The sequence below is a fragment of the Pandoraea fibrosis genome (genome assembly GCF_000807775.2).
In the GTDB taxonomy this organism is placed as follows: Bacteria; Pseudomonadota; Gammaproteobacteria; order Burkholderiales; family Burkholderiaceae; genus Pandoraea; species Pandoraea fibrosis.
The window spans coordinates 786,492-799,610 of record NZ_CP047385.1; the positions used below are offsets into that span (position 1 = coordinate 786,492).

Genomic DNA, 13,119 nt, shown 5'->3' on the forward strand with positions numbered 1-13,119 from the left:
GAGGCTAAGGCCATTGTGTTTTTTCTTGATTGACGTGAGTATGGCCTCGCCAATAGATTTCATTTATTCTCCGAAACGACTTTAATGATTTAGAAAACAAATCAAGGAATGGCGATGAACATTCGTCACCTCGAATATTTCGTGGTGTTGGCCGAGGAGCTGCATTTCCGACGTAGTGCGGAGCGCATTGGCGTGACGCAGGCGCCGCTGAGTCTGGCGATTCAGGCGTTGGAAGAGTCGTTGGGCGCGCGACTGTTTCATCGCACCAGACGATCGGTCGCGCTCACCGAGGCGGGCATTGCGCTCTATGAACAGGCGCCGGCGATTCTGGCGCGCATCGAGAGCGCGCGCGAATCGGTATGGCAGACGGTCAGCGGCGAAGTGGGACGGCTGCGCGTCGGATTCACGAATGCCGCATCGCTTTCGCCGATTTTCCCGAAGCTGATCCACGACTACCGCACACAGCGGCCCAAGGTGCAGGTGCAGTTGCGCGAGTTGGCGTCGTCGCAGCAGCTCGATGCGCTGGAGGCGCGCGACATCGACGTCGCGTTGCTTCGCCTCGACGACCAGCAGCCAGCGCGGGCAACGCTGGCATTGACGCCCTTGATCGTCGAGCCGCTGGTGGTCGCCATGCACACGAAGCATCGGCTGGCAAAACTGGCGAAGGTCAGGATCGCCGATCTACGCGACGAGGCGTTCATCGCCTATCCCCGTTCCGCAGGCGTGGTGATGTTCACGCAGATTCAGGCGCTGTGCGCCAAGCGTGGGTTCACGCCGAATATCGTTCAGGAAGCGCAGCAGGCCTCCACGCTTATTGGCCTGACGGCAACAGGGTTGGGCGTTACCGTGGTGCCCGCGTCGCTTGAAGCGATCTCGCTGCCCGGTGTCGTCTTTCGACGCTTCGCAGACGCCGACACGACCACGACCCTGCACATCGGGCACCGGTACGGCGATGGCAATTCGCGCGTGGCGCTATTCGTCGAGCTGGCGCTGGCGCTTCGCAAGGAGTTTGCATAGCGTGCCTGTTCGGGCAGCGCTGATGCGGCTTGCCGTGTTCCGCTTCCTGTAATTCCCCTCTAATTTATTTCGTATGCGAAGTAAATTTTCGAATATACTTCGTGTGCGAAATACATTTCGAAGCTGTCCCTTCCACTGACAGACGCTGCGCGATCCCCCCGGAGCCTGCGAGCGCCGGGGAGTTGTGTCATGCCATCGCTTGCCGTCGAAATTCCCGCCATTGACGCTTACCCGCTGGGTGCGCACGTCTGGTATCCGGACACATTGCCGGCGCGGGGTGTTGTGCTGATCCATCCGGCGACCGCCGTGCCGGAGCGCCTGTATTTCGCCTTCGCAGACTACGTGACGCAGCGCGGTCTGATCGCTGTCACTTACAGCTACCGCGGGATCGACGGATCTCGTCCGTCGACGCTGCGGGGATTCCGGGCCAGCATGCGCGACTGGGCCGATCTGGACGCTGAAGGCGTGACCCGTTGGGCGTTCACGAGTTATCCGTCGCTGCCGGTCTATGCGGTCGGACACAGTTTCGGCGGGCATGCCATTGGGTTGTGCGAAAGCTCGAATCGACTGGTCGCGGCAGTGCAGGTGGCCTCACACGCCGGGACCATGCGTGTGGTGAGCAACCGGCGCGAACGCACGCGCGTCACGCTGCTGATGCACTGGCTGGCGCCGGTGCTCGTGCGTCTTGTCGGGTATATGCCGGGCAGCCAACTGGGCATCGGCGAAGACTTGCCCGCGGGGGTGCTGCTTGAGTGGAGTGGATGGACCCGCTTGCCGAACTACTTCTTCGACGACCCGACGCTCGACGCCGATGCGCGCTTCGCACGGGTGCGCACGCCGATCCTGTCGCTGGGTTTCGACGACGATCCCTGGGCCACGCCGATGGGCCTCGACATCCTGGTGTCCCGCTTACGTAACGCCCCGGTCACGCGTCGGGAGATATCCGCGATTCGTTCGGAAGCCGGATCGATCGGGCATATGGGATACTTCCGCCAACGCGCCGGTGCGTTTCTGTGGCCGGAAACCATCGACTGGTTGTTGTCGGCGGGCGCCGCGCAGGCGATGAACGTCTCGACACGATCGGGCGATCATGACGCGATGCGCGTCGCGTGGCTGGGCGCGCCGATCCCGTCGGCGACACGGTCATCCCCAGCCGCGCCGTCGCCTCCATGACATCACTTCGATTCCATCAGACTGAATGCCAAGACGCCAATCGCCCACCGCTACGATCGCTGCCAACGCTGCGGCTGACAGGAAGCCGGGCAAGGGTGAGGCGGTCGACCGCCGTCTGTACTTTCTGCTCAACGTCGGCCAGCGACGGGTCCAGCGGTGGATCGATGCCCGCGCAGGCGATAGTGCGAGTGTGAGCGCTGCCCAGGCCGGCGTGCTGTTCTATCTGCTGCATCACGAAGATGCGCTCGTGGGGGAAGTGGGCGCTGCGCTGCAACTGTCGCCGTCGTCGATGACGGGACTGGCGAACCGCATGGTCACCGCGGGTCTGCTCACCCGCTGGGCCGACGCCGAGGACGGACGCGCCACGCGCTTGAAGATCACCGCGGCGGGTCACAAGGCGATTGCCCGCGCCCGCGAGATCCTCGAGGATCTCAATGCGCTGCTGCACGACGACTTCACCGAAGCCGAACTCAATGTCGTGGCGCGTTGGCTCGGTAATCTACAGCACCGGTTCCCGGCCGAGACGTAATCTGGCCGGGACAGCCTGAAGGCCCCGCTAATCCGTCAATGAATCGCCAGCGCGTTGGCTTGTGCGTTGGCGACGCCAGCGGCCACATTCACGCCGATATTGCCCGACGCACCCATCAGCGCCCGGTCGCCGAGCGATGCATGCATCGCGCCGGTGACGATGGCGGCATTGCGAATCGTTTGACGGGTGTCGACCGTGACGTGCGACGCGCTCGCCAGCACGAGCTGGTTCGACTGCACGTTGAGGGCGCCGGCGGCAACGTTCACACCGAAACTGCCGTGCGCGTCGCGCAGGGCGTCGGCGCCGAGCGTGGCCGCCTGTGCGCCGCCGAAGACGGCATCACCGGCGATGGACTGTCGGGTGGAAAGCTGGACGACGGTAGCGTCGTCAGGGGTGGCAGCGAAGGCCGAAGTGTGGGCAACGGCCAGTGCGAAAGCACTCAGCAAAACGAGACGCGGCATGTTGATCTTCCCCAGATCGTCCGTTGGGACGGATATCTGGATATCGGCACCTGAGGTGCTCGGGTTGAATGATTTTTCATGTGCCGCACGTGCGACGGGCCATTGATGGTTTGCCCCTGCACCGACGCATCGCGTCACCGAAAGCCGCCGTCATTCCCATGACCGCTGCGGCGCGCATTTTCGCACGGCGACACCTGTGTGCGCCGCCGTGCCATGAGGTCAGACTTTCACGCCCGCGCGCGCCTTGACGCGCGAGATTACGCCGGTTCTCCCGCGCCGTTCGCGAGTCCCGACGCATGACCACGCGATTGCGCGGCGGCTTGCTGCTGCACCGAGGCCGATTTCTTGTGGTCGATCAACAACACGGCAACCACGGCGATGACGGCGGGAATCGCGATCGCCATAAAGTTTTGCTGCAACGGCAGCGACATGCTCACCAGCACACCGATCACGATAGGCGCAAGAATGGCGCCGCTGCGTCCCACCCCCGAGGCCCAGCCGATACCGGTGCCGCGTGCTGCCATCGGATAGAACTGCCCGGCATACGCGTAGGTCACGATCTGCGTGCCGATGGTCGATGCACCGGCCAGTCCGACGAGCACGAACAGTACCGGCGTGGGCACTTTCACGCCGAGCAATGTGATCGACACGGCGGCGAGCGCATACATGCCGACGAGCACGTACTTGATGTTGAAGCGGTCGGCGAGCCAGCCGCCGCCGATGGCGCCGAGCATCGCGCCGAAGTTCAGCACCAGCACGAACGTGAGCGCCGAGCCGAGACTGTAGCCGGCGCTGGCCATGAGCTTCGCGAGCCACGAGCTGAGCGCATACACCATGAACAGACACATGAAGAACGCCACCCACAGCATGACCGTGCTGAACCCGCGGCCGTCCTGAAACAGACGCGACAGCGGCGCGGCCTGTTTGCGATCCGTGGCAGGCAGCGCGAACTGATCGCCCGGCTGCGCGACGTAGTCCGGTGTGAGACGGGAGAGTACTTGCTGGAGTGCGTTGAGACGACCGGTCCGGATGAGGAACGGCATCGACTCCGGCAATCCTTTCATTGCGAAGGGCACGAGCAACGCAGGCAGGCCTGCGGCGAGGAAGACCGACTGCCATCCGTAGGATTCGATCAATCCCTTGCCCAGCAGTGCGGCGAGCATGCCGCCCACCGAATAGCCCGAGAACATGAGGGTGACGAGCGTGCCGCGCAGTTTACGGGGTGAGTATTCGGTCATCTGTGCGACGACGATCGGCATTACGCCACCGATCCCGACACCCGCGAAAAAGCGCGTGACGGAAAAACTGATCGGCTCGTGCGTAAGTCCGGCCGCCGCAGTGAACAGCGAGAACATCAGCACGCAAATGGCGATGGCTTTGCGTCGGCCGATGCTGTCGGCCACCATGCCCATCACGATTGCGCCGAACATCATGCCGAAGAGCGCCGCGCTGACCATGAAGCCGGCGCTGGTGGCGTCGACATTCATGGCCTTCATGATCGACGGCAGCGCAATGCCGGCGACCGCGAGGTCGTAGCCGTCGAAGATGATGATGAGCGCGCACCAGATCAGAATGCGCCCGTGATAGCCGTTGAAGCGCGCTTCGTCGGCCAGATGGTGTACGTCGATGTGTCGCATGCGGTGTCTCCATAACGAATCCGCCCTCCGTCGAAACGCGGAGAGTCTTGGGGATGTCTTGACCGACGCAAGCGGCACCAGGCCGAGCCTCACTAACGCGGCCGATGGCCGTCGCCAATGACGCAAACCACCTCGATGAACAGCGAAGGGTGGCTATTTATGCAATATTGTGCATGCAGTAAACGCGAATTGGTCGCCAACTGCAAGGGCAATTTGGTCGTTTCAGGGTTTTACATGAGAAAACAGGGCACGTAAGTGCCTGTTTAATTGCGGTGCGCCGTGATGTTAGGGGGGGAGGGGTGCGACGGCGAATGTGCCGCCGCACGTTGAGGCAGGATGCAACTTATTGCTTGGCAACCGAGAACGGCGGGAGCTGATAGCTCCAGGTTTCGCTCACGGCCTTGCCGCCGGACACCAGGGCAGCGCGCAGTTCCACGACCTTGGCCGGGTCCTTGACCATGACACGCAGATTCAGACGCATGCCGCGCGTGACCGGATTCGGTTGCAGCGTCTGCTCGATGAGGGTGGCGTTATCGCTCACGCTGACCTGCGGCGTGACCGAACCGGCGGGCAGCGAGGCGAGCGGGCCGCCGTCGAAGTCCACGATCAGACCGGTGCTGCCGTCGAAATGACGAATCAGGTTGGCCTGCGTGATTTCGCCGGCGGTACGAAGCGTCTGCTTCACCCAGGCCAGATGGCGATCGATGATGCCGCGCTCGTTCATCGTCCAGCGAATCGAGTAGTCGGCCTGGAGCGGTTGCCCTTTGGGGGGCAACTGGTCAGGTGTCCAGAACGCCCCGATGTTGTCGTTGGTCTCGTCCGGCGACGGAATCTCCACCAGTTCGATATGGCCCTTGCCCCAATCCCCCTGCGGTTCGATCCAGGCGCTCGGGCGCAGATCGTAGCGATCCTTGAGGTCTTCGTACTGGGCGAAATCGCGGCCACGCTGAAGCAGACCGAATCCGCGCGGATTGGTGACCTGAAACTGGCTGATGGCGAGATTGCGCGGATTGTTCAGCGGCCGCCAGATCCATTCGCCATTGCCCGCGTGAATCGCCAGACCGTTCGAGTCGTGCAATGCGGGGCGGAAGTTGTACGGATCGCGTTGCTGATTCGGTCCGAACAGGAACATGCTCGTGAGCGGCGCGATGCCGAGCTTGGTCACCGGCCCGCGCATGAATACCCGGGCCTGCACCTTCAGCACGGAATCTTCACCCGGCGCCAGATCGAAACGATACGCTCCGGTGGCGCGCTTCGAGTCGAGTAGCGCGTAGAAGACGAGATGTTTCTCGCCCGGGTTGGGGCGTTCGATCCAGAACTCGCGGAAAGCGGGGAATTCTTCGGCGATCGGCAGACCCGTATCGATGGCCAGACCCCGCGCGGACAGCCCGTAAATCTGACCTTTGCCGATCACGCGGAAGTAACTGGCGCCGAGCACGCTCATCACCTCGTCGAGCTTGCCGGGTTCGTTGATCGGGTACAGCACGCGAAAGCCGGCATAGCCGAGGTTATGCGTGGCGCTGCGGTCGAGTTTGAGGTCGCCGAAATCGAAGCGGTTGGTGTCGTATCTGATCTCGTCGATCTTCGCGTTACTGCCATTGCCGACGATCTCGTTGATCTTCACCGGCGTGCTGAACTGCATGCCCTGATGATAGAAACCGAGCCGGAACGGCGTGGCCTGATCGTTCCACTCGAAGGTCTCGCGCCGCGGCTGAATCTTGATGTAGTCACCGAACGGCATATTCGCGAAGGCCGGCGTGAGATTGCTCACCGGGGCGGCATAGGGCTTGTCGGCGAGCGCCTTCGCGCGGGCGGTCACGTCGTCGAGGGAGAAGGCATGGGCATGCGCAGCACCCAGCAGGGCGGCACCTGCCATGAGTGCGGGCAAGAACGAACGTGCACGTCGATGCCAGGACATGGCGGGGGAAAACAAAACCACGAATCTCTCCAGAAGTTGGGGGGAGCTTGCAAATCTCATACGCGTTCTGTGCGGGTCTCGCGAGCGTCTCACCGCGCCAAGGATCGGCGCGAAAATGGGGCGAAATCGCTTTGAAGATACCAATTGTGGCAAAGTATCGCACTTCGCCCACTTCGCCCACTTCGCCGTTACGCGTCCGGACGCAGTCCCCGGACCGGGTAACTCCAGTTGATACGACGGGGGTGACGCCGCAGGCCGCCCTGCCGGTTTCCCACCGCCGCGCCACATTGGATCGCTATCACATGAGAATGTTCTCCGCACTGGCTCTCGCCGCCAGCCTCGTCGTGGCGCCGGCCTTTGCCGCCGCGCCTTCCGGTTCGAACGCCAACGAGCCGGGCAACGCCCCGGTCGCCATGCCGTCCCCGTCCGCCAAACAGGCATTTATCGACGATCTCATCGCGCGCATGACGCTCGACGAGAAGATCGGTCAGTTGCGTCTGATCAGCATCGGCGCGGAGATGCCGCAGCCCAAGCTCATTCAGGAAATTGCAGCCGGTCGCGTGGGCGGCACATTCAATTCGGTCACCCGTGAAGATAACCGCCCGTTGCAGGATGCCGCGGTCAAGCAAAGCCGCCTGAAGATTCCCATCTTCTTCGCCTACGACATTGTGCACGGCCATCGTACCGTGTTCCCGATCAGCCTCGGGCTGGCGTCGAGCTGGGATATGTCGGTGGTGAAGCAGGCGGCGCGTGTGGCCGCCATCGAGGCGAGTGCCGACGGGCTGGATGCGACGTTTGCGCCGATGGTCGATATTTCGCGTGATCCGCGTTGGGGGCGCACGTCGGAAGGCTTCGGCGAAGACCCCTATCTGGTCTCGCAGAGTGCGCGCGCCAGCGTGCAGGGATTTCAGGGCACATCGCCCGCGAACCCCGACAGCCTGATGGCCTTCGTGAAGCATTTCGCGCTGTACGGCGCCGTCGAAGGCGGACGCGATTACAACATCGTCGACATGAGCCCGATGCGCATGTACCAGGACTACCTGCCACCGTATCGCGCCGGTATCGACGCTGGGGCCGGTGGCGTGATGATTGCGCTGAACTCCATCAACGGCACGCCGGCCACGTCGAACAAGTGGTTGCTGCGCGACTTGTTGCGCGACGAATGGGGTTTCAAGGGCGTGACCGTGAGCGACCACGGTGCCATCGAGGAACTGATGCGCCACGGCGTGGCGAAGGATGGCCGGGAGGCAGCGAAGCTGGCCATCGAGGCGGGCGTCGACATGAGCATGGCCGACGTGCAGTACCTCAAGCAATTGCCTGACCTCGTGAAGTCCGGCGATGTGCCGGTGCGCATCATCGACAGTGCTGTGCGCGAAGTGCTCGGCGCGAAATACGACATGGGTTTGTTCGCCGATCCGTATCGCCGCATTGGTCATGCCGCGCAAGACCCGAAGGATGTGAATGCCGAAAGCCGTCTGCATCGCGATGCGGCGCGCGACGCGGCGCGCAAGTCACTCGTTCTGCTGGAGAACCGGCACGACACGCTGCCGTTGCGCAAGGCCGGCAAGGTCGCTGTGATCGGGCCGCTTGCCGACGCGAATATCGACGTCATGGGTAGCTGGTCTGCGGCCGGCAAGGCGACGCAGGCCGTCACGCTGCTGCAAGGGGTGCGCGATGCCCTCGGCACGCAGGGCCAGGTGATCCATGCGCGTGGCGCGAACATCACCGACGACCCGCGCGTGGTCGAATACCTGAACTTCCTCGACTGGGACAATCCGGAAGTCGTGCAGGACAAGCGCACGCCGCAGCAGATGATCGACGAAGCCGTGCAAGTCGCGCGCAGCGCCGACACGCTGATCGTGGCGGTGGGCGAATCGCGCGGCATGTCGCATGAGGCGTCGAGCCGCACGAGCCTGTCGCTGCCGGGTAGCCAACTGGCGCTGTTGCAGGCGCTCAAAGCCACCGGCAAGCCGCTCGTCGTGGTGTTGATGAATGGACGGCCGCTCGATCTGAACTGGCCGCAAGCCAACGCAGACGCCATGCTCGAGACGTGGTACGCGGGCACCGAGGGTGGCCACGCCATTGCCGATGTGTTGTTCGGCGACGAGAACCCGTCGGGCAAGCTGCCGATCTCGTTCCCGCGCTCGATCGGTCAGATTCCGACGTACTACAACCAGTTGCGCATCGGCCGGCCGTTCACGCCGGGCAAGCCTGCGAATTACACGTCGCAGTACTTCGAGGAAGACTCCGGCCCGTTGTATGCCTTCGGCTACGGCCTGAGCTACACCACGTTCGACGTGTCGAAGGTGAAGCTCTCGGACAAGACGCTCGCGCGCGGCGGCAAGCTCGATGCGAGCGTGACCGTGCGCAATACCGGCAAGCGCGAAGGGCAGACAGTAGTGCAGCTTTATCTGCAGGATGTCGCGGCGTCCATCGTGCGTCCCGTCAAGGAGCTGAAGAGCTTCGAGAAGGTCAACCTCAAGCCGGGCGAGTCGCGCACCGTGCACTTTGCCATCGACGAAAGCCTGCTGAAGTTCTACAACGCGAAGCTGCAATACGTGGCGGAACCCGGCGACTTCAACGTGCAGATCGGACTCGATTCGCAGCACGTCGAGCAGGCGACCTTCACGCTTCAGTAATTTCGGTCACTCATCGAGTCCCACGACGCCTGCGTCTGGAATTCTCCCGCGAGAAATTCCACGCAGGCGCGCACCTTGGCTGACGACGCCACGCGAGACGGGTAGACCGCCCAGACATTGGCCGGTTGCGTGACGTCGGGCAGCACCTGCACCAGATCGCCTCGCGCGATGAGTGCCCCTACATCCCACATCGAACGCAGCACGATTCCCTGTCCGTCGAGTGCCCATTGCACGGCCACTTCGCCGTGATTGGTGGAGAGCGGTCCTGTCACCTTGAGCGACACGGCCTCACCGCGCTGTTGCAGTCGCCACATGCCGAACGGGTGGTCGCGCTCCTTGATGACGATGCATGCATGCCCGGCCAGATCGCTTAACTGGCGCGGCGTGCCATGTGCGTCGAGATAAGCGCGCGACGCGCACAGCACGCGGTGATTGTCGGCGAGCTTGCGGGCAATCAGATGTGGCGCGATGTCGTCGCCGATGCGCACATCGAGGTCGTAGCCCTCGGCCGCCACGTCGACGATCCGGTCGAACAGGTCCAGCCGCACGTTGAGCTGAGGGTGCAGCGCGCGCAAACGCGACATGGCGGGCGCGACGACATGGCGTCCGAAGCCGAAGCTGCTCGACACCCGCAAGGTGCCGCGTGGCACCTGCCGCGTGCTCGACACGTCTTCCATCAGGTGATTGACGTCGTCGAGAATCTTCTCGGCCCAGGCATAGACCCGTTCGCCCGCGTCCGTAATGGCCACACGCCGCGTCGAGCGGTGCAGCAGGCGCGTACCGAGATCGGCTTCGAGCATCCCCACGCGTTTGCTCACATAGGCGGGCGAGACGCCCAGCGCTTCGGCGGCCGCCGAGAAGCTGGCGCGGCGAGCCACCTGACAGAACACGCGCAGATCGTCGAGATTCGGATTGACGGGCAGGGGTTTATTCACGATTCGTAGATAGTGGATTAACCGATTGGGGGATTTTATCCGTGTTGGAATGGAATAACCTAACGCCATCGTCCAAACATCAGGAGAGAGAGACCATGACCGACACGTCCCAACGCCCCCAGCGTCCGTTCAAGATCGCCGTGATCCCGGGGGATGGTATCGGCAAGGAGGTGATGCCCGAGGGCCTGCGCGTGCTCGACGCCGCCTGCCAGCGCTTCGGCATTCCCGTCGAGTACCAGCACATCGAATGGGCGAGCTGCGACTACTACGTCGAGCACGGCCAGATGATGCCGGACGACTGGAAGCAGCAGCTCGACGGCGTCGACGCCATTCTCTTCGGCGCGGTGGGTTGGCCCGAGACCGTGCCCGATCACATTTCGTTGTGGGGATCGCTGCTCAAGTTCCGTCGTGAATTCGACCAGTACATCAACCTGCGTCCGGCGCGCTTGTTCGACGGCGTGCCGTCACCGCTGGCAGGGCGTCAGGCGGGCGATATCGATTTCATGATCGTGCGCGAGAACACCGAAGGCGAGTACTCGTCGGTCGGTGGCGTGATGTTCGAGGGTACGGAGCGTGAGTTCGTGGTGCAGGAGTCGGTCTTCACGCGTCACGGCACGGAACGCGTGCTGAAGTTCGCCTTCGATCTCGCACAGCAGCGTGAGCGCAAACACGTGACGGTGGCCACGAAGAGCAACGGCATCTCGATTTCGATGCCGTGGTGGGACAAGCGCGCTGCCGAGACAGCCGCGAAGTATCCGGACATTACGTGGGACAAGCAGCACATCGATATTCTGTGCGCGCGTTTCGTGCTCAATCCGGATCGTTTCGACGTGGTGGTCGCCTCGAATCTGTTCGGCGACATTCTGTCGGATCTGGGCCCGGCCTGTACGGGCACCATCGGGATTGCGCCGTCGGGCAATCTGAATCCGGAAGGCAAGTTTCCGTCGCTGTTCGAACCGGTGCACGGCTCGGCACCGGACATTGCGGGCAAGAACATCGCCAACCCGATCGGCATGATCTGGACGGCCGCGATGATGCTCGATCACGTAGGCGGCGGTCAGGGCCGGGCGCGTGAAGCGCACGACGCGATTCTCGCGGCCATCACCGATGTCATCAAGCACGGTCCGCGCACCGGCGACATGGGCGGTCGCGCGAATACGACGGAAGTGGGTCAGGCGATTGCTGCCGTCGTTTGCGCCGGTTGAGATGTTGACGTACCGTCGGCCGCGTGAGTGGCTGACGGCGACGATGTCGATGCATCGCGCGACGGGAAGTGCCGGTTGGGAACGGCCGGCACGCCAAGATTCTCGCGGAAGGTGCGCCCCTCGTAACGCGTGCGGAAAAGGCCGCGCCGCTGCAACTCCGGCACGACCAGATCCACGAATGACGTAATGCCCACGGGCGCGCTCGGGAACATGATGTTGAAGCCATCGGCCGCGCCCGTCTCGAACCAATGCTGGAAGTCGTCGGCAATCGATGCCGGCGTGCCGACCAGCACGCGATGCCCCCCGCCGGTAAAGCGCGTGTAAAGCTCACGTACCGTTGGCTGTTCGCGTCGAATCCAGTCCACCAGCAACTTTTGACGGCTCTTGTGAGAGTTGGTCTCTGGCACATGCTCGGGCAGCGGCACCTTTGCGTCGAGCGGCAGGCTGCCAAGGTCGATGCCCAGACTCGCATAGCTCGTCAGCGAATGCAGCACGACGGCGGGGTCGCGATGCGCCAGCAGCGAGTCGTAGAGGTCCTCGGCTTCGCTTTGCGTGCGGCCTACGATGGGCGACACGCCAGGCAGAATGACAATGTGCTCGGGACGGCGGCCGTATTTCAGCGCCCGCGTTTTCACATCGGTGTAGAACGCGCGCGCATCGTCGATGTCTTGCGCGGCGGTGTAGAGCAATTCGCCCGCCCGCGCGGCCAGTTCGCGGCCGGCCTCGCTCGATCCCGCCTGCGCTATCACCGGCCATCCTTGCACGGGGCGTGGCGCGCTGAGCGGACCCCGCACGCGGAAGTGCTTGCCGCGATGATCGAGCTTGCGAATGCGTGTCGGGTCGGCCCACTGCCCCGTGGCTTTGTCGCGAGGGAAGGCGTCGTCTGCATGGCTGTCCCAGAGACCGGTCACGACGTCGTAGAACTCGTTGGCGCGCTCGTATCGCACCGCGTGATCGACATGATCGTCGCGGTTGAAGTTCTCGCCCCCGCCGGTGGACGTCACCAGATTCCAGCCTGCCCGACCGCCCGAGAGATGATCGAGCGAGGCGAACGCGCGCGCCACGTTATAGGGCTCGCTGTACGTGGTGCTGACCGATGCCACCAGACCGATATGCTTCGTTGCCCCGGCCAGACCGGCGAGCAGCACGACCGGGTCCCAGCGCGGCGCACCGGGGCTGTGGGCGAGCGACACCGGGTCGGTCGACATGAAAAGGTTGTCGAAGAAGAACAGGGCGTCGAAGTACCCGCGTTCGAGTTCCTGCGCGTAATGCCGATAGCGCGCGAACTGCGTGTCGGCGTCGGTGTCCGTGTCGGGATGACGCCAGCTATCGCCCTGCACGCCGGACCCCGACATGTAGGCGCCCAGCCGGAGCTTGCGGGCAGGTTGGCTCATGGTGTGGCCCTCGTTCGATTTCAGTAGACGATCACGATACGGGAGCGCGGCAAGCCGAGACAAACAACGAAATCCGATAAGCAAACCCGCATAAGCAAACGGCGGCGAGACTTGCTATGGAACGCATCAATCGATGGTTGGGGATGCGTGCGGGCTTGCCTAGACTGACACGTCCGATTACTTCTGCCGCTGCGCTCCGGTGCGGCGTTAC

At 63.3% G+C, this 13,119-nt stretch carries 10 protein-coding genes; 5 read left to right on the plus strand and 5 right to left on the minus strand.

Annotation, left to right across the window (positions count from 1 at the left end):
- Positions 1-114: 114 nt before the first annotated feature.
- The 3 genes from PI93_RS03465 to PI93_RS03475 all read left to right on the plus strand — a co-directional run bounded on the left by PI93_RS03465 (position 115) and on the right by PI93_RS03475 (position 2,719).
- The gene (locus PI93_RS03465; protein WP_039372460.1) at positions 115-1,017 is read left to right on the plus strand and encodes a LysR family transcriptional regulator; all 903 of its coding nucleotides are present in this window, start codon (positions 115-117) and stop codon (positions 1,015-1,017) included.
- A gap of 189 nt (positions 1,018-1,206) precedes the next feature.
- Complete coding sequence (locus PI93_RS03470) at positions 1,207-2,190, plus strand: alpha/beta hydrolase family protein (protein ID WP_236105722.1); 984 nt, start codon at positions 1,207-1,209, stop codon at positions 2,188-2,190.
- A gap of 25 nt (positions 2,191-2,215) precedes the next feature.
- The gene (locus PI93_RS03475) at positions 2,216-2,719 is read left to right on the plus strand and encodes a MarR family winged helix-turn-helix transcriptional regulator (protein WP_080759282.1); all 504 of its coding nucleotides are present in this window, start codon (positions 2,216-2,218) and stop codon (positions 2,717-2,719) included.
- Between the two features lie 35 nt (positions 2,720-2,754).
- Here PI93_RS03475 and PI93_RS03480 read toward each other — a convergent pair whose 3' ends face one another.
- The 3 genes from PI93_RS03480 to PI93_RS03490 all read right to left on the minus strand — a co-directional run bounded on the left by PI93_RS03480 (position 2,755) and on the right by PI93_RS03490 (position 6,735).
- Complete coding sequence (locus tag PI93_RS03480) at positions 2,755-3,180, minus strand: hypothetical protein (RefSeq protein ID WP_052240802.1); 426 nt, start codon at positions 3,178-3,180, stop codon at positions 2,755-2,757.
- Between the two features lie 257 nt (positions 3,181-3,437).
- Complete coding sequence (locus PI93_RS03485) at positions 3,438-4,817, minus strand: MFS transporter (protein ID WP_039372459.1); 1,380 nt, start codon at positions 4,815-4,817, stop codon at positions 3,438-3,440.
- Between the two features lie 343 nt (positions 4,818-5,160).
- Positions 5,161-6,735, minus strand: a complete 1,575-nt coding sequence (locus tag PI93_RS03490; RefSeq protein ID WP_407945354.1) for a glucan biosynthesis protein G — start codon at positions 6,733-6,735, stop codon at positions 5,161-5,163.
- Between the two features lie 308 nt (positions 6,736-7,043).
- Between PI93_RS03490 and bglX the strand changes: the two genes are divergently transcribed.
- Positions 7,044-9,374 carry a beta-glucosidase BglX gene (gene bglX / locus PI93_RS03495; protein WP_039372455.1) on the plus strand — a complete coding sequence of 777 codons (2,331 nt, stop codon included), beginning with the start codon at positions 7,044-7,046 and terminating at the stop codon, positions 9,372-9,374.
- Here bglX and PI93_RS03500 read toward each other — a convergent pair.
- Entirely contained in the window at positions 9,368-10,309 is a 942-nt protein-coding gene (locus PI93_RS03500; protein ID WP_039372453.1) for a LysR family transcriptional regulator, read from the minus strand. The genes bglX and PI93_RS03500 overlap by 7 nt on opposite strands.
- A gap of 95 nt (positions 10,310-10,404) precedes the next feature.
- Here PI93_RS03500 and PI93_RS03505 point away from each other — a divergent pair, with 95 nt between their 5' ends.
- Positions 10,405-11,514, plus strand: coding sequence for a tartrate dehydrogenase (locus tag PI93_RS03505; RefSeq protein WP_039372451.1), 1,110 nt, complete (start codon positions 10,405-10,407; stop codon positions 11,512-11,514).
- Here PI93_RS03505 and PI93_RS03510 read toward each other — a convergent pair.
- Positions 11,481-12,908: an LLM class flavin-dependent oxidoreductase gene (locus PI93_RS03510; RefSeq protein ID WP_080759281.1), complete on the minus strand. Its 1,428-nt coding sequence runs from the start codon at positions 12,906-12,908 to the stop codon at positions 11,481-11,483. The genes PI93_RS03505 and PI93_RS03510 overlap by 34 nt on opposite strands.
- Positions 12,909-13,119: the final 211 nt, after the last annotated feature.